Consider the following 19,895-nt stretch of genomic DNA (forward strand, 5'->3'; position numbering starts at 1 on the left):
GTGTCATGACCGAGTTCCGCAAAATTCTGATCGCCAATCGGGGCGAGATCGCCATTCGCGTGATGCGCGCCGCGAACGAGATGGGCAAGAAGACCGTCGCCGTCTACGCCGAGGAAGACAAGCTCTCGCTGCACCGCTTCAAGGCCGATGAGGCCTATCTGATCGGTGAGGGGCTGTCACCGGTGGGCGCCTATCTCTCGATCCCGGAAATCATCCGGGTGGCCAAGCTTTCGGGGGCCGACGCGATCCACCCCGGCTATGGCCTTCTGTCGGAAAACCCTGATTTCGTGGAAGCCTGCGAAAATGCCGGCATCACCTTCATCGGCCCCAAGGCCGAAACCATGCGCGCCCTGGGCGACAAGGCCAGCGCCCGCCGCGTGGCGATCCAGGCCGGGGTGCCGGTCATCCCCGCGACCGAGGTGCTGGGCAATGATTTTGCGGCCATCAAGGCCGAGGCCGAACAGATTGGCTATCCGCTGATGCTCAAGGCCTCCTGGGGCGGCGGCGGGCGCGGGATGCGCCCGATCCTCGGCCCTGATGAGCTTGAGGCCAAGGTTCTGGAAGGCCGCCGCGAGGCCGAGGCCGCCTTTGGCAATGGCGAAGGCTATCTGGAAAAGATGATCCAGCGCGCCCGCCACGTCGAAGTGCAGATCCTGGGCGACAAGCATGGTCAGATCTACCACCTGTATGAGCGGGACTGCACCGTGCAGCGCCGGAACCAGAAGGTCGTCGAACGCGCGCCAGCCCCCTATTTGACCGACGAACAGCGCGCCGAAATCTGCGAGCTGGGCCGCAAGATCTGCGCCCATGTGAATTACGAATGCGCAGGCACCGTCGAATTCCTGATGGATATGGATTCGGGCAAGTTCTACTTCATCGAAGTGAACCCCCGCGTTCAGGTGGAACATACCGTCACCGAACAGGTGACCGGCATCGACATCGTGCAGGCCCAGATCAAGATCGCCGAGGGCGCGACCCTGGCCGAAGCCACCGGCGCCCGTTCGCAGGCCGATGTGCGCCTGATGGGCCACGCGCTGCAGTGCCGCGTGACCACCGAAGACCCGCAAAACAATTTCATTCCCGACTATGGACGCATCACCGCCTATCGTTCGGCCACGGGGAATGGCATCCGCCTCGATGGCGGCACGGCCTATGCCGGTGCGGTCATCACCCGTTACTATGACTCGCTTCTGGTGAAAGTGACCGCCTGGGCGCAGACGCCCGATCTGGCGATTGCCCGGATGAACCGCGCGCTGCGCGAATTCCGTATCCGCGGCGTATCCACGAACATCGATTTCGTGATCAACCTGCTGCAGCACCAGACCTTCCTCGACAACAGCTGCACCACCAAGTTCATCGACACCACGCCCGAGCTGTTCCAGTTCAAGAAGCGCCGCGACCGTGCGACGAAAATCCTGAACTATATCGCCGACATCACGGTGAACGGGCATCCCGAAACCGCAGGCCGTCCGAAGCCCGCGGCCGAGGTGCGCGCGCCCAAGCCCCCGGCCCAGAAGGCCGATCCGGCCTACGGCACCCGCAACCTGCTGGAACAGAAGGGACCGCAGGCCGTGGCCGACTGGATGAAGGCCCAGTCGAAGGTGCTGATCACCGACACCACCATGCGCGACGGCCACCAGTCGCTTCTGGCCACCCGGATGCGCTCGATCGACATGATCCGCGTGGCTCCGGCCTATGCCGCGAACCTGCCGCAGCTTTTCTCGGTCGAATGCTGGGGTGGGGCCACCTTCGACGTGGCCTACCGCTTCCTGCAGGAATGCCCCTGGCAGCGCCTGCGCGACCTGCGCGCCGCCATGCCGAACCTGATGACGCAGATGCTTCTGCGCGCCTCGAACGGCGTGGGCTATACGAACTACCCCGACAATGTGGTGCAGGCTTTCGTCAAGCAGGCGGCCGAAACCGGGGTCGACGTATTCCGCGTGTTCGACAGCCTGAACTGGGTCGAAAACATGCGCGTCGCGATGGATGCGGTGATCGAGGCCAACAAGGTCTGCGAAGGCACGATCTGCTATACCGGCGATCTGCTCGATCCCGTACGGTCGAAGTATGACCTGAAATACTATGTCTCGATGGCGAAGGAACTGAAGGCCGCAGGCGCCCATGTTCTGGGCCTGAAGGATATGGCGGGTCTGCTGAAACCGGCAGCGGCGCGTGTTCTGGTCAAGGCACTGAAGCAAGAGGTCGGCCTGCCGATCCATTTCCACACCCATGACACCAGCGGGGCTGCCGCGGCCACCATCCTTGCAGCCTGCGATGCGGGCGTGGATGCGGTGGATGCGGCGATGGACGCCTTCTCGGGCGGGACTTCGCAGGCCTGCTTGGGGTCGATCGTCGAGGCGCTGCGCCATACCGACCGCGACACCGGGCTGGATATCGCGGCGATCCGCGACATCTCGAACTATTGGGAACATGTCCGCGCACAATATGCGGCCTTCGAATCGGGCCTGCAGGCCCCGGCCTCCGAGGTCTACCTGCACGAAATGCCCGGCGGCCAGTTCACCAATCTCAAGGCCCAGGCCCGCAGCCTTGGCCTGGAAGAGCGGTGGCCCGAAGTGGCGCAGGCCTATGCCGATGCGAACCAGATGTTCGGCGATATCGTTAAGGTCACACCGTCATCGAAGGTCGTGGGCGACATGGCGCTGATGATGGTGGCGCAGGGCCTGACCCGTGCGCAGGTCGAGGACCCTTCGGTCGATGTGGCCTTCCCGGAATCGGTCGTCGACATGATGAAGGGCAATCTGGGCCAACCCCATGGCGGCTGGCCGGCTGGCATCCAGAAGAAGGTGCTGAAGGGCGAAGCCCCGATGACCGCGCGTCCGGGCGAAGGCATGGCCCCGGTCGATCTGGAAGCCACCCGGGCCAAGCTTTCGGCCGAGCTGAACGGCTATGCCGTCGATGACGAGGATCTGAATGGCTATCTCATGTATCCCAAGGTCTTCCTGGATTACATGGGCCGCCACCGCGCCTATGGCCCGGTCCGCACCCTGCCGACCCGCACCTTCTTCTACGGGATGGAACCGGGCGAGGAGATCGCGGTCGAGATCGACCCCGGCAAGACACTTGAAGTGCGTCTGCAGGCCGTGGGCGAAACCGGCGATGATGGCGATGTGAAGGTCTTTTTCGAACTGAACGGCCAGCCCCGTGTGGTCCGCGTGCCGAACCGCGCCGTCAAGGCCAAGACCGCCGCCAAGCCGAAGGCTGCCGAGGGCAACCCCAACCACATCGGCGCTCCGATGCCGGGGTCGATCGCCAGCGTTGTCGTCTCGGTCGGGCAGAAGGTGCGCGCGGGCGACCTGCTGCTGACCATCGAGGCGATGAAGATGGAGACCGGCCTGCATGCCGACCGCGAAGCCACGATCAAGGCGCTGCATGTCCATGCGGGCACGCAGATCGATGCCAAGGATCTGCTGATCGAGCTGGAATGACACAGGGGAAGGGGGGCCAGACGGCCCCCCTTCGCATTTCCCCCTGCCCCGCGCTGCGGCGCCTTTCGGGCCGGTGCGAAAATTTTACGGTCCCGCCGTTTTCCCCCTTGCGCCCCCCGGCGCGATCCCATAAATCCGCTCCACCGAACCGGTAGCGCGGGCGTAGCTCAGGGGTAGAGCATAACCTTGCCAAGGTTAGGGTCGTGAGTTCGAATCTCATCGCCCGCTCCAGTTCGGACCCACGTCGCAAGACGGCCACAGGATGCGGGCGTAGCTCAGGGGTAGAGCATAACCTTGCCAAGGTTAGGGTCGTGAGTTCGAATCTCATCGCCCGCTCCATGTGACGACAGCAAGGCGCCCCTTCGGGCGCCTTTTGTCATCTCCGCTCCCCATCAAAGCACCGCCAAGCCCATGAAAAGAAAACCGGATTCCCCTCTTGCGGTCCGTTTTCCAAAGGGCTAGAAGTCCGCTTACGGAGTGCGGGCGTAGCTCAGGGGTAGAGCATAACCTTGCCAAGGTTAGGGTCGTGAGTTCGAATCTCATCGCCCGCTCCAGTCTGAAAAGGCAGCCTTGCGGCTGCCTTTTTGGTTTTCAGACCCCCACCCTTCTTTTTCCCGCCCCGCATTGCCGTTTGGTCCGCAGTTGCTATAACGCAGCCGAACATCCAGCGGAGAGCCCCATGCGCAAGGCAGACATCACCCGCCGCACCTCGGAAACCGAGATCTCGATCGCCATCGATCTGGACGGCACCGGCCGCTACGACATGCAATCGGGGGTGGGTTTCTTCGATCATATGATGGATCAGCTGTCGCGCCATTCGCTGATCGACATGACGCTGCGCGCCAAGGGCGATCTGCATATCGATGATCACCACACGGTCGAAGACACCGGCATCGCGCTGGGTCAGGCGCTGGTCAAGGCGCTTGGCGACAAGAAGGGCATCCGCCGCTATGGCGAATGCAGCCTGCCGATGGATGACGCGCAGGTGCATTGCGCGCTCGATCTCTCCGGGCGGCCGTTCCTGGTGTGGAACGTGACCTTCCCCAGCCAGAAGATCGGCACCTTCGACACCGAACTGGTGCGCGAATTCTTCCAGGCGCTGGCCACCCATGGCGGCATCACCCTGCATATCGACATGCGCCACGGCGTGAACAGCCACCACATCGCCGAAGCCGCCTTCAAGGCCGTCGCCCGGGCGCTGCGGCAGGCGGTTGAAACCGATCCGCGCAAGGCCGATGAAATCCCCTCGACCAAGGGCGCGCTCTGACCGCAAGCCCCAAGGAAAGGACAGACCATGGCTTTGACCGTCCTCGTCGATTACGACAGCGGCAATCTCCATTCGGCGGAAAAGGCGTTTCAGCGCATGGCCGCCGAGGTGGACGCGGGCGAGATCCTCGTCTCCGGCCGCCCCGAGGATGTAGCCCGCGCCGACCGGATCGTGCTGCCCGGTGACGGCGCCTTCCCAGCCTGCCGCACCGCCCTTGGCGAACACGGCGGGCTGTTCGAGGCCATTGAAGAGTCCGTCCGCCGCCAGGGCCGCCCCTTCATGGGCATCTGCGTCGGCATGCAGATGATGGCCAGCTGGGGCCGCGAATATACCGACACCCCCGGCTTTGACTGGGTCGGCGGCGAGGTCACGCGCATCACCCCCAGCGACAGCGCGCTGAAGGTGCCGCATATGGGCTGGAACGATCTGGTGATCGACAACCCCCACCCGGTGCTCGACGGCGTCCAGACGGGCGATCACGCCTATTTCGTCCACTCCTATGCCTTCCGCGTGGCAAACCCGGTGGAACGGCTGGCGCATGTTGACTATGGCGGCGACATCACCGCCATCATCGGCACCGCCAATATGGTCGGCACCCAGTTCCACCCGGAAAAATCGCAGGCCACCGGCCTGCGGATCATCGCAAACTTCCTGCGGTGGAAGCCCTGATCGCCGCACATGGCCCCGGCCTTCGGGGCCATGCGGGCAGGCTTACTTGACCCGTGTCCAGGTGCCGCCATCGCGGCAGATACCCAGCACACAGCCCTTGACCGCCAGCCCGTCCCCCGAAAGCTGCAACTTGGAATTATAGGTCTTGTCCCGATCCGGCGACCAGACCTTGCCGTCGCCATAGGCCCCCTCACCCTTCGGCACCATATCCCAGATGATGCGCTTGCCGATATTCTCGCTCGCCATCTCCTTGCCTTCGGCACCAAAGGCGCGCACCAGCGTGCCACAGTAGGCGGAACCACAGGGCTTCACCTCGACATGGCCGTAATGGCCATTGTCATCGGGCTTGGTCTTCCACAGCCCCTCCACCGGGTCCGCCACCGCCGCCCCGGCCAATAGGCTCAGCGCTGCCGCCATCCAGATCATCCGCATCCGTCATCCTCCCTGCCGCCCGGCCCCAAAGGCCGAACCTCTGCGCCCGGATGATCGGCCCAGCCACCAGAGTCCCGCAAGCGTGACGTTGCGGCCCGATCCACCCTTGCCCCGCGCCCGCCCGCATGCGAAACGGCCCCAAGCGATGAAGGAGCAAGCCGATGATCCTCTACCCCGCCATCGATCTGAAAGACGGCCAATGCGTGCGCCTGCTGCGCGGCGAAATGTCCGCTGCCACCGTCTTCGGTGACGACCCCGCCGCCCAGGCCGCCAAATTCGAGGCCGCAGGCTGCGAATGGCTCCATCTCGTCGATCTGAACGGCGCCTTCGCAGGCCAGCCGGTGAACGGCGCCGCAGTCGAAGCGATCCTCGCGCGCTGCACAGTCCCCGCCCAGCTCGGCGGCGGCATCCGCGACATGGCCACCATTGAAATGTGGATCTCCAAAGGCCTCGCCCGCGTCATCCTCGGCACCGTCGCCGTCGAAAACCCCGATCTCGTGCGCGAAGCCGCCCGCGCCTTCCCCGGCAAGGTTGCCGTGGGCATCGACGCCCGCAAGGGCTTCGTCGCGACCAAGGGCTGGGCCACCGAGACCACCGTGCAGGCGACCGATCTTGCCCGCAGCTTTGAAGATGCCGGCGTCGCCGCCATCATCTACACCGACATCGACCGCGACGGCGCCATGCAAGGCCCCAATATCGACGCGACCGAGGCCCTCGCCCGCGCCGTCTCGATCCCGGTCATCGCCTCGGGCGGCGTCAGCCGCATGGAAGACCTGATCGCCCTGCGCGACACCGGCATCATCGCGGGCGCCATCTCGGGCCGCGCGCTCTACGACGGCGCGATCGACCTGACCACCGCCCTCCAGGCGCTCAAGGCCTGATCCATTTTCTGTCCGGAAATATCCTGGGGGTGAGCCGCTTGCGGCGAGGGGGCAAAGCCCCCTATCTTTCCCCCGAAGCGACCCCGAGGCCACGCCATGCTGAAAACCCGCATCATCCCCTGCCTCGACGTGGCCGATGGCCGCGTGGTCAAGGGCGTGAACTTCGTGAACCTGATCGACGCGGGCGACCCGGTCGAGGCCGCCAAGGCCTATGATGCCGCGGGGGCGGACGAACTCACGTTCCTCGACATCCATGCCACGCATGAAAACCGCGGCACCATGTTCGATCTGGTCACCCGCACCGCCGAACAATGCTTCATGCCGCTGACCGTAGGCGGCGGTGTCCGCACGCCCGAAGACGTGCGCGCCCTGCTCCTCGCCGGGGCCGACAAGGTCAGCTTCAACTCGGCTGCCGTGGCTGACCCCGATGTCGTGGCCCGCAGCGCCGATCGCTTCGGCAGCCAGTGCATCGTCGTGGCGATTGACGCCAAGACCGTCTCGCCCGGAAAATGGGAGATTTTCACCCATGGCGGGCGCAAACCCACCGGGGTCGACGCGATCGAATTTGCCCGCACCGTGGCGGCCAAAGGGGCGGGGGAAATCCTGCTCACCTCGATGGACCGTGATGGCACCAAGGGCGGCTACAATCTGCCCCTGACCCGCGCCATCGCGGATGCCGTCTCCATCCCAGTCATCGCCTCTGGCGGGGTCGGCACGCTCGACCATCTGGTGGAAGGCGTGACCGAAGGCCATGCGAGCGCGGTGCTTGCCGCTTCGATCTTCCATTTCGGCACCTACACCATCGGCGAGGCCAAGGCCCATATGGCTGCCGCCGGCATCCCCATGAGGCTGACATGAGCGTGCTGCACGATCTCGCCGCGACCATCCAGTCGCGCAAGGGCGCCGACCCGGACACAAGCTGGACGGCCAAGCTCTTTGCCAAGGGCCCGGAAAAATGCGCCGAGAAATTCGGGGAAGAGGCCATCGAGGCGATCATCGAGGCCGTCAAGGGTGACCGCCAAAAGCTCGCCTCCGAGGCGGCCGATGTGCTTTACCACCTGCTGGTGATGCTGGCCGCGCGCGATGTGACGCTGGCCGATGTCGAGGCGGAACTGGCCCGGCGCGAAGGCACCTCGGGCATTGCGGAAAAGGCCGCGCGCGGCTGACGCGCCCGGCCCCTGCCCTTTACAACCCCAGCCGCGGGATTTCGATTGCGGGGCAGCGGTTCTGCACAACCCTGATACCCTGGGCCTCGGCCAGTGCCGCGGCTTCGGCGTTTTCCACACCCAGCTGCATCCAGACTGCTGTCAGCCCCGGCAGCGCCGCCAGCGCCTCTTCCACCACGGGCAGCACCTCTTCCGAGCGGCGGAAGATATCGACCATATCCACCGCGCCACCAATATCGGACAGCGAGGCGCGGACCGTTTCCCCCAACGCGTTTTGCCCGGCCACGCCCGGATTGACCGGGATCACATGATAGCCCTGCTGGTGCAGAAAGGCCGCGACACGGTGGCTCGGCCGGTCAGGCTTGGGCGACCAGCCCACCACTGCAATCGTCTTCACCCCGGTCAGAATCTCGCGGATTTCGGCATCGGTTTCCGCCATGACCTATCCTTTCGCAGAAAAAGGCGCCCAGGACAGGGTCCGGGCGCCAGGTGTGGAACGAGGGACAGTAAAGGAAGGGACGGGAGTTCCAGGCCCGCGCCTTGCCACCTTGATATGGGCAGCTTGCGAAAGCGTTAAAGACGCGGTCGCAAATTTGTGAGCGTTACCGCTGGCTGACCGCATAAAGCGCCACCGCCGCAGCGTTCGAGACATTGAGCGACCCGAATTCCCCCTGGAACGGGATCCGCACCAGCCGGTCGCAGGTCTCGCGCGTCTTTTCGCGCAGCCCCGGCCCCTCGGCGCCCATCACCAGACCGATGGGCCGCGATCCGGCCTCGGCCACCGCTTCGGCCACCGTGGTTTCGGCCTCGCCATCCAGCCCCAGCAGCACGAACCCCATCTCGCGCAGCTCGTCCATCGCCTCGGCAAGGTTTGTCACGCGCAGATAGGGCTGGCGCTCCAGCGCGCCGCTTGCGGTCTTCGCCAGTGCCCCGGTTTCCGGCGCGGAATGATGGCGCGGCGCGATCACGGCCCGGGCGCCGAAGACCTCGGCCGAACGCAGCACCGCCCCCACGTTATGCGGATCGGTCACCCGGTCCAGCAGCACGACCAGCGGCGCCCCCTCACCCGAGATCGCCACATCGGCCAGACGGCCCCAGTTCAGCGGCTTGACCTCAAGCGCCGCACCCTGATGAACCGAACCCTCGTCAATCGGCACGCTGAATTTGCGCGGATCTACGATTTCCGGCTCGATCCCCGCCTGTTCCACCGCTTCGGCCAGCTTGTCATAGGCGTTTTTCGTCAGCACAAGACGCAGCTTCACCCGGTTCGGATTGACCAGCGCATCGCGCACCGCATGCAGACCGAACAGCCAGACGGTTTCCGCCGCCGCCGCGCGTTTCGCGCGTTCCTTGTCGATCACCCATGTCGGTTTCTTCGCGCCGCCGCTCATCTTCGCACCTCTTTGATATGGCGCGGACAATGCGCCGGGGCGGCAGAAGGGTGCAAGCAAAAAACCTTCACTTTGTCCCTTGACGCCTCCGACGCCCCCACATATACCCCCCGTCAGTGGGCGACGTGCTGCAAGGTGCGGCAGCGGACTGTAACTCCGCCGAGGCGACTCGTGCCTGGTTCGATTCCAGGGTCGCCCACCATCTTCCTGAAAAGACAGACAAAACCGACGCGCGATGTCGCGTTGAGGCGCTTTGCCTTGGGTTTGCCGCGCTAGCCTTTCGCACAACAGGAGGCTTCCCATGTCAGACCGGTCCTACCGCTTTTCCCATGCCATCACGCGCAAGCCCTCGGCCTCGATCGTGGCCGGGTTGCGCGCTGTCGATACCGGCGCGCCGGACCTGCAGCTGATGCTGGCCCATCACGCAGCCTATGTCGCCACGCTGCGCGACACCGGCGCCACGGTGATCGAGCTGGAGCCGCTGGAGGCCTATCCCGATTCCGTCTTTGTCGAGGATACGGCGCTCTGCCTGCCCAAGGGGGCGGTGGTCATGCGGCCCGGTGCGCCCTCGCGTCTTGGTGAGGCGGCAGAGATGGCCCCGCATCTGGAAGCCCTTTATGGCGAGGTGCGCCGAATCAGCGGGACCGACAGTTTCATCGAAGGTGGCGATATCCTGATGACCGAATCCGAAATTCTGGTCGGCCGTTCCGCCCGCACCAATGCCGTCGGCATCGCCGAGCTTGCGCGCCTGACCGCCGACTGGGGCGAGGTGGTGCGCGAAGTGCATACCCCGCCGGGCGTTCTGCATTTCAAGACCGATTGCTCGCTGCTCGATGCCGAGACGATTCTCTCGACCGTGCGGCTGTCCTCCTCGGGCTGCTTCAAGGGCTATCGCCTGATCGACGTGGCCGAGGGCGAAGAGGCTGCGGCCAATACCATCCGCTTCAATGATCTGGTGCTGATGCCCGCAGGCTTTCCGCGCACGCGCGACCGTCTGCTGGCGGCGGGCTATACGGTGCGCGAAATCGGCAATAGCGAATGTGCGAAACTGGATGGCGGCATGTCCTGCCTGTCGCTGCGGTTTACGCCCAAAGCCTGAGGGCGGCATGGCTTTCGCATCCGCAGCACCCGCCCTATAGTCGCGCACAGGGTGTAACGGGGTAGCAGGGTCTTGGGCATGGCAGCGACATCGGGGCAGACGTTCAACATCGTCGCAGTGATCCAGCAGGGCCGTCTCCAGTATGAGGGGGTCTTGCTCGTGGCCTCGTTTCGGGCCGCAAACCCTGACTTTGCCGGGCGAATCTTTCTGGCCGAACCACAGCCGGGGCCGCGCTGGTCCGGCGATCCGCGGGCCGATGATGCGGCCGCGCGCGATCTGCTGCTGTCGCTCGGCGCCGAAATCCTGCCCTTCCAGAACACCACCTTCGGCGAGGCCTATCCCCACGGCAACAAAATCGAGGCGCTGCTTGCCCTGCCCGATGAGCCGTTCCTGTTTCTGGATACGGATACGCTGGTCATCGGCGATTTCGGCAGAGTGGCGTTTGATTTCGACCGCCCCTCGGCCTCGATGCGGCGCACGGCAACCTGGCCGCAGATCGAACTTTATGGGCCGGGATACACCCAGATCTGGGGGGCACTTTATGATCGCTTCGGGCTGGATATGGCCCCGACGCTAGATCTGTCGCAGCCCGACGAATACTGGCAGCGTTACATGTATTTCAACGCGGGCTGGTTCTTTCACCGCAGCCCCCGCATCTTCGGGCAGCGCTACCTCGATTACGCGCGCAGCATCCGCGATGACCGGCCCGCGGCGCTGGTCTGCCAAGAGCTGAACCCCTGGCTTGATCAGGTGGCGTTGCCGCTGGTGATCCATTCGCTGGGCGGCGGGCGGCCGGGGCCCGAACTCGCAGGGCTGGATGGCGATGTGACCTGCCATTACCGCAGCCTCTCGCTGCTTTATGCGCGCGAAAGCGATGCGGCAGTCGCGATGCTGGAAACCATCTGCGCCCGCAAAGAGGTGAAGGCCGCCCTGAAGCGGCATCAGCCGGTCAAGAAGCTGGTCTATCAGGGGCACGGGGCCGAGGCGCGCGCGCTCTTTGACCGTGCCGATCTGCCGCGCAAGGAACAGGTGATCCGCAACACCCTGAAACGGCAGGATCTCTGGTTCCGCTGACGGGGAAATAATCCTCTCTTTCGGGGGGCTGCGACAGCATGGCCCGCACAAAAGCGGCTGCAGGCGCACTCGGCCATTGCGGCGCCCCTTCGGCATGGCCTAGCCTTCACCCATCGCGTTTTCCGGGGAGGATAAACCATGACCGAGACCCGCCCGATGGGCTTTGACACGCTGGCCATTCACGCAGGCGCCCACCCAGACCCGGCGACCGGCGCCCGGCAGGTGCCGATCTATCAGACCACCGCCTACGTTTTCAAAGACGCCGATCACGCCGCGCGTTTGTTCAACCTGCAAGAGGTTGGCTATATCTATTCCCGCCTGACGAACCCGACCGTGGGCGCGCTGGCCGAACGCGTTGCGGCGCTGGAAGGCGGCGCGGGCGCGGTCTGCTGTTCATCGGGCCATGCCGCGCAGATCATGGCGCTGTTCCCGCTGATGGGGCCGGGCTGCAATGTCGTCGCCTCGACCCGGCTTTATGGCGGCACCATCCAGCAGTTCTCCAACACCATCCGCAAATTCGGCTGGTCGGCCAAATTCGTCGATTTCGATGATGCCGCAGCAATCGAGGCCGCGATCGATGACAATACCCGCGCGATCTTCTGTGAAACCATAGCCAATCCGGGCGGGGTGATCACCGATCTGGATCTTGTGGCCGGGGTGGCCAACAAAGCCGGCCTGCCGCTGATCGTCGATAACACCACCGCCACACCCTATCTGTGCAAGCCCATCGAACATGGCGCGACACTGGTCGTGCATTCGGCCACGAAATACCTGACCGGGAATGGCACGGTGACCGGGGGTGTCGTGGTGGATTCGGGCAAGTTCGACTGGTCCGCCTCGGGCAAGTTCCCCTCGCTTGCGGCGCCGGAACCGGCCTATCACGGGCTGAACTTCCATGCGGCGCTGGGGGGCATGGCCTTCACCTTCCACTCCATCGCCGTGGGTCTGCGCGATCTGGGCATGACGATGAACCCGCAGGGCGCGCATTACACCCTGATGGGGATCGAGACGCTGGGCCTGCGGATGCAGCGCCATATCGAAAACGCCCGCAAGGTCGCCGAATGGCTTGAGGCCGATCCGCGCGTCGATGTGGTGACCTATGCGGGACTGGCGTCTTCGCCCTATCACGACCGCGTGGCCCGCATCGTGCCCAAGGGGGCCGGGGCGCTGTTCACCTTTGGGGTCAAGGGCGGGTATGAGGCCTGTGTGAAGCTCGTCGACAACCTCAAGCTCTTCAGCCATGTGGCCAATCTGGGCGATACGCGGTCCCTGATCATCCATCCGGCCTCGACCACCCACCGTCAGCTGCCGCCCGACCAGCAGGTCCGTGCCGGGGCCGCGCCGAATGTGGTGCGTGTCTCGATCGGGATCGAGGATGCCGCCGACATTATCGCCGATCTGGATCAGGCGCTGGCAAAAGCGACGGCCTGAATGAGGACGCGGGGGAAGGATAATCCTTCCCCCGTCTGCCATCAGGGCGCCAGCGCCCAGATGATGGTGACCTGCGCCGCGGTGGTGACAGACCCCGCCGCCATAGGCACGCCCCCCTTGGCCTCGGCCGCCATGCTCATCATCGGCATCGGGGGTTGATAGCCGCCACTCTCGGTGATCGATCGGATCGGCCCCAGCGTCACCCCGGCTGCCCCGGCAAGCAGCGCGGCGCGGTGCTGGGCGTCCGCGACAGCCCGTTTGCGCGCCTCATCCAGCGCGGGATCGGGGTCCTGCAAGGTGAACTCGACCCCGTTCAGTGTATTCGCACCATCGCGCACTGCCGCATCCAGCACCGCCCCCAAGCCCTCCAGCGCACGCACCTGAACCGAGACTGAATTCGAGGCGACATAGCCCACGATCCGGTTGGTGCCATCGTCCATGTTGCTTTGCCAGTTGGGATTCAGCGCCAGCCCGGTCGTTTGCAAATCGGCCGGGGCTACGCCGGCCGCCTTCAGATTTTCGATGACTTTCGCGATCTCGGCCGAGTTGGCGGTCAGGGCCTCGGCAGCGGTAGGTCCTTCCGTCGTGACGCCCAGTGTGATCCGCGCCATATCGGGGGCTTGGTCCACGCGGCCCTCCCCCATGACGGTCAGGGTGGCCGCGGCCAGCGAACCGGCCGCCGGATCGGACACCTGCGCAAAGGCCGGTCCCGCAAGCGCCGCGACCAGAACACCCGCCGCCATCCGCTGCCGTAAACGCATCTGCATCTTCTGCCTCCTTGACAATTTCGCACATCCTACACGCTTGACGTGCATCGAAACCGGTTCATTTCGCCGCTCACAGGTCTTTTTCTTTCTTTCGGCGGAAAGCTGCTATACTGACGCGGGCACAAGGCGTCTGCCACTCCCGTCCGCGCCCACAGCCGTGTTAGACCTGTGCAATGAAACCGAATTTTGCCCTCAACTTCTCCCATGACACCATCAGCCTGTTGCACCGCACGGCGCGGGGCTGGCTGGAGATCGGTGCCACACCAATCGACGCCCCCGATCTGGGAGAGGCGCTGAGCTATCTGCGCCGGTCCGCTCTGGGCCTTGCGCCGCATGGCGTGACGACCAAGCTGATCATCCCCGATGACCAGATCCTGTATCTGGAGCTTCCGGCGCCGGGGCCGACGGATGTGCATCGTGACGCGCAGATCCGCGCCGCATTGGAGGGCCGTACGCCCTATGCGGTCGAAGATCTGGTGTTCGACTGGGCGGGCGAAGGTCCGGTGGTGCAGGTTGCGGTGATTGCCCGCGAAACGCTGCAAGAGGCCGAGAGCTTTGCCCAGCAATACCGCTTCAACCCGGTATCCTTTGTGGGTCTGCCGGATCCGGCCAGTTTTGACGGCGAGCCGTGGTTCGGTCCCAGCGAGGCTGCGGCGCAGCTGCTGCCAGAGGGTGAATTTGTCGAACGCGACAGCGCGCCCGTGGTGATCATCAGCCGCGAACCGACCTCGCGCGGCCGCACTCCGGCGGCGGATGACGCCCCCGCCGCGGCAGAACCGACCCCGATGATCGCAGAGACGGTGGAAGAACCCGCTCCCGCTACAGAGGTGGCCGAGGCCGAATTTCCTGCGCCCGAAACCATCGAGGTCGAACCTGACGCGCCGGAGCAAGCACCAGTGGTTGCAGCCGAACCGGAACCCGCGCCCGAGGCCCCGGCGCTGTCGATCCTTTCCGACACGAACCTGACCTTGCCCGAGGATGTGGCGCTTTATCCTGCGCCGCCCATGACCGACGCCGGGCCACCACCGGTCGAGATCTCCGCGCCGGTCCGCCCGGCCGGGCCAGAGGTCATTCCCCCGGTCATCGCCGGGTTCCGACGCCCGCCCGCAGCCAAGCGGGCCGCGCCCCCGCCGCCGGTCGCGATCGCTGTGCCCGAGGAAGTGTCGCCTCCTGCACCAGTGACTCCTGCCCTGCCGCCCGAGATTGTCGCGTCGCAGGAGGCAAGTTTTGTTGCGCCGATGCCCACGGACCTGCCGCCGCCGGATCTGGTCCTGCCCGCCGATGCGCCCGCCGCCCCCGCGGCGCCGCGCGGCAAACTGAGCGTGACGTCCGTCACCTCGCATCGCCGGGCCCCGGCTGCGCCGCTGACACCGCCGCAGTTGACGCCGGCCGCGGGGACTGCCCGTGTCTACGATCCGGATCCCGCCGAAGCCGAAGGCGATCTGCCCCCGCCGGTGCCCGCCGCTGTGCGACAAGCACGGGCCAACGCTGGCGCGGCACCGCTGGCGGCACCGCAACGGGCGGTGAAAGACGCCAAGGCGGCCAAGGGGCTTGGCAGTCTGGTAACGGCGCCCGGCATCGCCGGTTTGCGCGGCAAGGCTGCGAAACCGACCAAACCTGCCAAAGCCGTCCCACCCGAAGTGACCCTGGTTGCACCGCCACCGACCACCGAGGGGGACCTTCCCTTTGCGAAGGTTCGTCCCAGCACGCGCGGCAAACCGCGCTATCTCGGCCTGGTCCTGACGGGTCTTCTGCTTCTGGCCCTTGCGATCATCGCGGCCTGGTCGTCTTTCTCTGCCAGCACCGAGACCCCGGCCGTGATCGAGGCGACGGATGCCGACACTGCAGGCCAGCCTGCCGCGGCGACAGACCCGCAGGCTGCGCCCGCGACCGCCGACCCGGTGGTCGAGACGCCTGCGCCGCAAACCGACCCGAGCATCGAAGACGAGGCCGCGGCCGACGGTCAGCCGACCGACGCCCCGGCCGCCGCGCCTGCGGAGGAAACCATCGCCCCCGCCACGCCGGGCGATAGCGGCGCAGCGGCCCCTGCCCCCCCGGCTGCAGGTCAGGATGAGATCATCCTTTCGACCACGGACACGCCGCCTGCCGCCGCAGATGCGCTGGCGCTCGTGCCGCCGCAGGCCGCGGCCGATGCCCCCCCGCAGGCCCCGGCCCCGCCGCCGCCCTTTGGCACCCAGTACGAATTCGACGCCAATGGCCTGATCCGTCCGACCGAAGCCGGTATCGTGACACCCGAAGGGGTGCGCCTCGTTGCCGGGCCGCCGCCGATCGTGCCGCCGGCACGGCCCGCATCTGTCGTCGAAAAGGCCCGGGCGCTCGCCCCAGCCACTGCTGAAGTGCCCGAAGCGGCACCCCCGGCAGCTGCCCCCTATGCTGACCCGGCCCTGGAAGGGTTCCGGCCGCGCCCGCGCCCGGAAACGCTTCAGGTTCCGTCTCCCCCGGCGACAGTCGATGACGCAGCCCTGACCATCCCGGCCGAAAGCCAGATGGTCAGCCTGCGCCCGCAGCCGCGTCCGGCCTCGGTCGCCTCGGCATCCCAGGCTGCGGCAGACCAGCAGCGTCAGGATGAAGAGGCGCAACGTGTGGCCGAGGCCGCCTCCCTTTCCGCCACGGCCGCCGCAGAGGCGCTTGCGACCGTGCCGCAAGGGGAGCTTGGCCCGCGCAGCCCGCTGGCGGTGCCGATCTCGCGCCGCCCACCGCCCAAGCCCAGCAATTTCGATGCGACGATCCAGACGGCCGTCGCCGCCGCGATCAGCCCACAGCCCATCGCCCCCACGCCCGAGCCCGAGGTGATCCCGGCCCCGGTCGCGGCACCCGTTCCGGCCCCCGAACCTGTGCCGGAACCTGCGCCGCGCCGCACCCGGACCCCGGCACCGGAACCGACGATCATGCCCTCGCCCAAGGACATCGAGCCGGGCGATGATGAACAATACGCCCCCGCCGCCAAGACGGACCGCATTACCACCAGCGGCTCGGTTGCCAAGAACGCGACCTTTGCCAATGCGATCAACCTCGGCAAGACGAACCTGATCGGGGTCTATGGCACGCCCTCCAAACGCTATGCGATGATCCGCACCAGCAATGGGCAATACAAGAAGGTGCGCGTAGGCGACCGGGTTGATGGCGGCACGGTGGCTGCGATCACCGAAAGCGAGCTGCGCTATCAGAAGGGCGGGCGCATGCTGACGCTGGCCCTGCCCCGCGGCTGAGGCCGCTGTCACACATACTGTAACATATTCGCGCAAACTGTGACCGCGCCCGAGGTTGCGCGCCCCTGCGCTGCATCCGATAGTCGGGGCCATGGAAAACCTACTTTTGCAAGCGACCTATTATCTTGGGGCGGCGGTTCTGCTGGTGCCGCTGACGGTGCGCTTTGGTCTGGGGTCGGTGCTCGGGTATCTGGCGGCGGGGCTGCTGCTGGGGCCGGTGCTTGGCCTTGCCGGGCAGGAATCGCACGATCTGCAACATTTTGCCGAATTCGGCGTGGTGGTCATGCTGTTCCTGATCGGTCTGGAACTGCAGCCCCGCGCGCTGTGGGATATGCGGCACCGACTTCTGGGCCTTGGGGGCGTGCAAGTCGTGCTGACCACTGCAGCCATCGCGGGAATCCTGATCGGCATCGGGGAAAAATGGCAGATTGCGCTGACGCTGGGCGCGCTGTTTTCGCTGTCATCCACCGCCATCGTGCTGCAGACGCTGACGGAAAAGGGCCTTTTGCGGTCGCCCGGCGGGCGGTCTGTGTTTTCGGTGCTGCTGGCGCAGGACATTGCCGTGGTGCCGATGCTGGCGCTGATCCCGTTGATGGCCACCCGCAGCGCCGCCCCCAGTACCGCCGAAAGCGGCGCGGCTGAACCGTTGCTGTCGATCGTGCAATCTTTGCCCGGCTGGGCCGTGACGGCGCTGACGCTGGGCATTGTCGCGGGCATCGTGCTGACCGGGCACTTCCTGACGCGGCCAGTGTTCCGCTTTGTCCATGCCGCGCGCCTGCCGGAAATGGGCACCTTCATTTCACTGCTGATGGTGATCGGCATCGCCTTTCTGATGATGCTGGTGGGGCTTTCGCCCGCACTTGGCACCTTCATCGCCGGGGTGGTGCTGGCCAATTCCGAATTCCGCCATCAGATCGAGGCCGATCTGAAACCCTTCAAGGGCATCCTGCTGGGCCTCTTCTTCATGACGGTCGGGGTCAGCATTGATGTCGGCGTGCTGAGCAGCCAGCCGCTCCGCATCCTTGGGCTGACGCTGGCGCTGATTGCCACCAAGGCACTGGTTCTGCTGGGGCTGGCCCTGTTGTTCCGCATGAAGGGGAAGGAGCGGACGCTCTTTACCCTCTCGCTCGCCCAGGGGGGGGAGTTCGGGTTCCTGATCGTCAGCTTCGCCGTGGCGCAGGGCATTCTGCCGCAGATCGAGGCGCAGCGGGCGCTGCTGGTGATCAGCCTTTCCATGCTACTGACGCCCTTGCTGTTCAGCATCCATGACTGGCTTGCCCGGCACCACGCCCGCCGCAGCAAGGACAAGGACGCCCCCCCGGATGAGATCGACGAACAGGGCGATGTGATCATCGCGGGCATCGGGCGATTTGGGCAGGTGGTCAACCGCATGGCGCGGTCGGCCGGGCTGTCCACCGTGGTGCTGGATGCCGATGCCGCCACGGTCGACCGGATGCGCCGCTTCGGGGTGAAGGGCTATTTCGGCGATCCCTCACGCCCGGATCTGCTGCTGGCGGCGGGGTTGAAGACGGCACAAGTGTTGGTGGTGGCGGTGGACAATCCCGCCAATGCCATCCGCATCGTGGAATTCGCGCGGCAGCTGCGCCCCGACCTGCATATCGTGGCCCGCGCCTATGACCGCGTGAATGTCTATGAGCTCTATCGCGTCGGCGCCAATGACATCGTGCGCGAAACCTTTGACAGCTCGATCCGCGCGGGGCGGTATGTGTTGGAAAACATGGGCTTTACGGAATATGAGGCCGCGCAGTTCAGCCAGACCTATTTCCGCGTGGATCGCGCCGCGATGCGCGATCTGGCCGAGCTGTGGGAGCCGGGAAAACCCGTCCATCTGAACGAGGCATATATCGCCCGCGCCCGCCAGCTGGATGAGGATCTGCGGACCGCCCTGCTGGATGATCAGGACGAAATCAGCGCGAACAAGGCCGCGCAATAAAGGGGGGCGCCGGGGGCTTCCCCGGCGCCTGCCCGATCAGCTGTCCGAAACGCCCGCTTCGGCAAAGGTCGCCATGCCGGAGTGGCAGGCAATCGCACCTTTCAGCACACCAATCGCCAGCGCAGCACCGGACCCTTCGCCCAGACGCAGACCCAGTTCCAGAAGCGGCTGCTTGCCCAGCTTCGAGAGCAGCGCGCGATGCGCGGCCTCGGCGCTCGCATGGCCCGCGACACAGTGGTCGATTGCACCTTCCGCCGAAAGCGCCAGCGTCGCCGCCGCGGCCGAGCAGATGAACCCGTCCAGAATCACCGGGATACGGCGGGCATGGGCACAGGCGATGGCCCCCGCCATGGCCGCGATCTCGCGCCCGCCAAGGCAGCGCAGCACCTCAAGCGGGTCACGGTCGGGGTTGGCGGCCAGCCCCTCGGCCACGACCTGCGTCTTGATCGACAGGCCGTGGTCATCCACCCCGGTGCCACGGCCCGTCCATTCCCCCGGCTGCCCACCAAACAGCGCGCAGGCGATGGCGGCGGCGGCGGTGGTATTGCCGATCCCCATTTCGCCCACGACCAGCAGGTCGGCCTCCGGGTTCACGGCGGCCCAGCCGGTCGCTAGGGCTGCGACCACCTCGGCCTCGGACATGGCAGGCCCGACCGAGAAATCGGCGGTCGGGCGATCAAGGTCCAGCTCATGCACCGACATTTCGGCGCCAAAGGCCTTGGACAGCTGGTTGATCGCCGCGCCGCCCGCCCGGAAATTCGCCACCATCTGCACCGTCACCTCGGCCGGGAAGGCCGAAACGCCGCGCGCCGTAACGCCGTGGTTCCCCGCGAAAACAATGACCTGCGGCCGTTCCAGCGCGGGGCGCGCATTGCCACGCCAACCTGCATACCAGATCGCCAGATCCTCAAGCCGCCCCAGCGCCCCCGGCGGCTTGGTCAGCTGCCCGTTGCGGTCCCGCGCGGCCGCCTCGGCCGCGGCATCCACGCGCGGCAGCCCCTGCAACTGGGCGCGAAAGTCAGAGAGCGTGGAGAAAGGCGCAGTCATGGTCAGTCCTCGATTGATCCGCGATTGCACCTTGGCTAGCG

Annotated in this window: 16 protein-coding genes and 4 tRNA genes; 15 read left to right on the top strand and 5 right to left on the bottom strand. The window is 65.8% G+C overall.

Annotated elements, in window-relative coordinates; genetic code table 11:
• Window positions 1-5: 5 nt before the first annotated feature.
• From IE101_RS13950 to hisH, 6 genes are all read left to right on the top strand, one after another.
• Window positions 6-3,446: a pyruvate carboxylase gene (locus IE101_RS13950; RefSeq protein WP_189634465.1), complete on the top strand. Its 3,441-nt coding sequence runs from the start codon at window positions 6-8 to the stop codon at window positions 3,444-3,446.
• Window positions 3,447-3,602: 156 nt separating this feature from the next.
• Window positions 3,603-3,677 (top strand) — tRNA-Gly (locus tag IE101_RS13955).
• Between the two features lie 33 nt (window positions 3,678-3,710).
• A tRNA-Gly gene (locus IE101_RS13960) sits at window positions 3,711-3,785 on the top strand.
• Between the two features lie 140 nt (window positions 3,786-3,925).
• A tRNA-Gly gene (locus IE101_RS13965) sits at window positions 3,926-4,000 on the top strand.
• A gap of 125 nt (window positions 4,001-4,125) precedes the next feature.
• On the top strand, window positions 4,126-4,713 hold the full coding sequence (gene hisB, locus IE101_RS13970; RefSeq protein ID WP_189634466.1) for an imidazoleglycerol-phosphate dehydratase HisB: 588 nt from the start codon (window positions 4,126-4,128) through the stop codon (window positions 4,711-4,713).
• A gap of 27 nt (window positions 4,714-4,740) precedes the next feature.
• Entirely contained in the window at window positions 4,741-5,382 is a 642-nt protein-coding gene (gene hisH, locus IE101_RS13975) for an imidazole glycerol phosphate synthase subunit HisH (RefSeq protein ID WP_189634467.1), read from the top strand.
• A 42-nt stretch (window positions 5,383-5,424) separates the two neighbouring features.
• On the opposite strand, the gene IE101_RS13980 is transcribed toward hisH, so the two are convergent.
• Complete coding sequence (locus tag IE101_RS13980) at window positions 5,425-5,814, bottom strand: DUF2147 domain-containing protein (RefSeq protein WP_189634468.1); 390 nt, start codon at window positions 5,812-5,814, stop codon at window positions 5,425-5,427.
• A 161-nt stretch (window positions 5,815-5,975) separates the two neighbouring features.
• Here IE101_RS13980 and hisA point away from each other — a divergent pair, with 161 nt between their 5' ends.
• From hisA to IE101_RS13995, 3 genes are all read left to right on the top strand, one after another.
• On the top strand, window positions 5,976-6,695 hold the full coding sequence (hisA, locus tag IE101_RS13985) for a 1-(5-phosphoribosyl)-5-[(5-phosphoribosylamino)methylideneamino]imidazole-4-carboxamide isomerase (RefSeq protein ID WP_189634469.1): 720 nt from the start codon (window positions 5,976-5,978) through the stop codon (window positions 6,693-6,695).
• Window positions 6,696-6,791: 96 nt separating this feature from the next.
• Window positions 6,792-7,553, top strand: a complete 762-nt coding sequence (gene hisF / locus IE101_RS13990; RefSeq protein WP_189634470.1) for an imidazole glycerol phosphate synthase subunit HisF — start codon at window positions 6,792-6,794, stop codon at window positions 7,551-7,553.
• Window positions 7,550-7,861 carry a phosphoribosyl-ATP diphosphatase gene (locus tag IE101_RS13995; RefSeq protein ID WP_189634471.1) on the top strand — a complete coding sequence of 104 codons (312 nt, stop codon included), beginning with the start codon at window positions 7,550-7,552 and terminating at the stop codon, window positions 7,859-7,861. The genes hisF and IE101_RS13995 overlap by 4 nt, the downstream gene beginning before the upstream one ends.
• Before the next feature lie 19 nt (window positions 7,862-7,880).
• Here IE101_RS13995 and IE101_RS14000 read toward each other — a convergent pair whose 3' ends face one another.
• Together IE101_RS14000 and rlmB are read right to left on the bottom strand one after the other, a co-directional pair.
• The gene (locus tag IE101_RS14000) at window positions 7,881-8,300 is read right to left on the bottom strand and encodes a CoA-binding protein (protein ID WP_189634472.1); all 420 of its coding nucleotides are present in this window, start codon (window positions 8,298-8,300) and stop codon (window positions 7,881-7,883) included.
• A 163-nt stretch (window positions 8,301-8,463) separates the two neighbouring features.
• Complete coding sequence (rlmB, locus tag IE101_RS14005) at window positions 8,464-9,252, bottom strand: 23S rRNA (guanosine(2251)-2'-O)-methyltransferase RlmB (protein WP_189634473.1); 789 nt, start codon at window positions 9,250-9,252, stop codon at window positions 8,464-8,466.
• 118 nt (window positions 9,253-9,370) lie between these two features.
• Here rlmB and IE101_RS14010 point away from each other — a divergent pair.
• From IE101_RS14010 to IE101_RS14025, 4 genes are all read left to right on the top strand, one after another.
• Window positions 9,371-9,454 (top strand) — tRNA-Tyr (locus IE101_RS14010).
• Window positions 9,455-9,553: 99 nt separating this feature from the next.
• Window positions 9,554-10,351, top strand: a complete 798-nt coding sequence (locus tag IE101_RS14015; protein WP_189634474.1) for a dimethylarginine dimethylaminohydrolase family protein — start codon at window positions 9,554-9,556, stop codon at window positions 10,349-10,351.
• A 78-nt stretch (window positions 10,352-10,429) separates the two neighbouring features.
• Window positions 10,430-11,425, top strand: coding sequence for a GT-B fold glycosyltransferase domain-containing protein (locus tag IE101_RS14020; RefSeq protein ID WP_189634475.1), 996 nt, complete (start codon window positions 10,430-10,432; stop codon window positions 11,423-11,425).
• 138 nt (window positions 11,426-11,563) lie between these two features.
• A complete protein-coding gene (locus IE101_RS14025; protein ID WP_189634476.1) occupies window positions 11,564-12,856 on the top strand; it encodes an O-acetylhomoserine aminocarboxypropyltransferase/cysteine synthase family protein in 1,293 nt (430 codons plus the stop codon).
• A gap of 41 nt (window positions 12,857-12,897) precedes the next feature.
• Here the strand turns inward: IE101_RS14025 and IE101_RS14030 are convergent, their stop codons facing one another.
• Window positions 12,898-13,623 (bottom strand): SIMPL domain-containing protein, encoded by a 726-nt coding sequence (locus IE101_RS14030; protein WP_229804183.1) that lies wholly within the window; start codon window positions 13,621-13,623, stop codon window positions 12,898-12,900.
• Window positions 13,624-13,796: 173 nt separating this feature from the next.
• Between IE101_RS14030 and IE101_RS14035 the strand changes: the two genes are divergently transcribed.
• A complete protein-coding gene (locus IE101_RS14035; protein ID WP_189634477.1) occupies window positions 13,797-16,853 on the top strand; it encodes a hypothetical protein in 3,057 nt (1,018 codons plus the stop codon).
• Between the two features lie 91 nt (window positions 16,854-16,944).
• Window positions 16,945-18,807 (top strand): cation:proton antiporter domain-containing protein, encoded by a 1,863-nt coding sequence (locus IE101_RS14040; RefSeq protein ID WP_189634478.1) that lies wholly within the window; start codon window positions 16,945-16,947, stop codon window positions 18,805-18,807.
• Between the two features lie 36 nt (window positions 18,808-18,843).
• Here IE101_RS14040 and cobT read toward each other — a convergent pair whose 3' ends face one another.
• Entirely contained in the window at window positions 18,844-19,854 is a 1,011-nt protein-coding gene (cobT, locus tag IE101_RS14045) for a nicotinate-nucleotide--dimethylbenzimidazole phosphoribosyltransferase (RefSeq protein ID WP_189634479.1), read from the bottom strand.
• Window positions 19,855-19,895 lie beyond the last annotated feature (41 nt).

The organism is Gemmobacter lanyuensis (assembly GCF_014652355.1).
In the GTDB taxonomy this organism is placed as follows: Bacteria; Pseudomonadota; Alphaproteobacteria; order Rhodobacterales; family Rhodobacteraceae; genus Gemmobacter; species Gemmobacter lanyuensis.

Coding starts and splice junctions, on each gene's coding strand:
- IE101_RS13950 (WP_189634465.1), top strand. CDS start 6: ATGACCGAGTTCCGCAAAATTCTGATCGCCAATCGGGGCGAGATCGCC.
- hisB (WP_189634466.1), top strand. CDS start 4,126: ATGCGCAAGGCAGACATCACCCGCCGCACCTCGGAAACCGAGATCTCG.
- hisH (WP_189634467.1), top strand. CDS start 4,741: ATGGCTTTGACCGTCCTCGTCGATTACGACAGCGGCAATCTCCATTCG.
- IE101_RS13980 (WP_189634468.1), bottom strand. CDS start 5,814: ATGCGGATGATCTGGATGGCGGCAGCGCTGAGCCTATTGGCCGGGGCG.
- hisA (WP_189634469.1), top strand. CDS start 5,976: ATGATCCTCTACCCCGCCATCGATCTGAAAGACGGCCAATGCGTGCGC.
- hisF (WP_189634470.1), top strand. CDS start 6,792: ATGCTGAAAACCCGCATCATCCCCTGCCTCGACGTGGCCGATGGCCGC.
- IE101_RS13995 (WP_189634471.1), top strand. CDS start 7,550: ATGAGCGTGCTGCACGATCTCGCCGCGACCATCCAGTCGCGCAAGGGC.
- IE101_RS14000 (WP_189634472.1), bottom strand. CDS start 8,300: ATGGCGGAAACCGATGCCGAAATCCGCGAGATTCTGACCGGGGTGAAG.
- rlmB (WP_189634473.1), bottom strand. CDS start 9,252: ATGAGCGGCGGCGCGAAGAAACCGACATGGGTGATCGACAAGGAACGC.
- IE101_RS14015 (WP_189634474.1), top strand. CDS start 9,554: ATGTCAGACCGGTCCTACCGCTTTTCCCATGCCATCACGCGCAAGCCC.
- IE101_RS14020 (WP_189634475.1), top strand. CDS start 10,430: ATGGCAGCGACATCGGGGCAGACGTTCAACATCGTCGCAGTGATCCAG.
- IE101_RS14025 (WP_189634476.1), top strand. CDS start 11,564: ATGACCGAGACCCGCCCGATGGGCTTTGACACGCTGGCCATTCACGCA.
- IE101_RS14030 (WP_229804183.1), bottom strand. CDS start 13,623: ATGCAGATGCGTTTACGGCAGCGGATGGCGGCGGGTGTTCTGGTCGCG.
- IE101_RS14035 (WP_189634477.1), top strand. CDS start 13,797: ATGAAACCGAATTTTGCCCTCAACTTCTCCCATGACACCATCAGCCTG.
- IE101_RS14040 (WP_189634478.1), top strand. CDS start 16,945: ATGGAAAACCTACTTTTGCAAGCGACCTATTATCTTGGGGCGGCGGTT.
- cobT (WP_189634479.1), bottom strand. CDS start 19,854: ATGACTGCGCCTTTCTCCACGCTCTCTGACTTTCGCGCCCAGTTGCAG.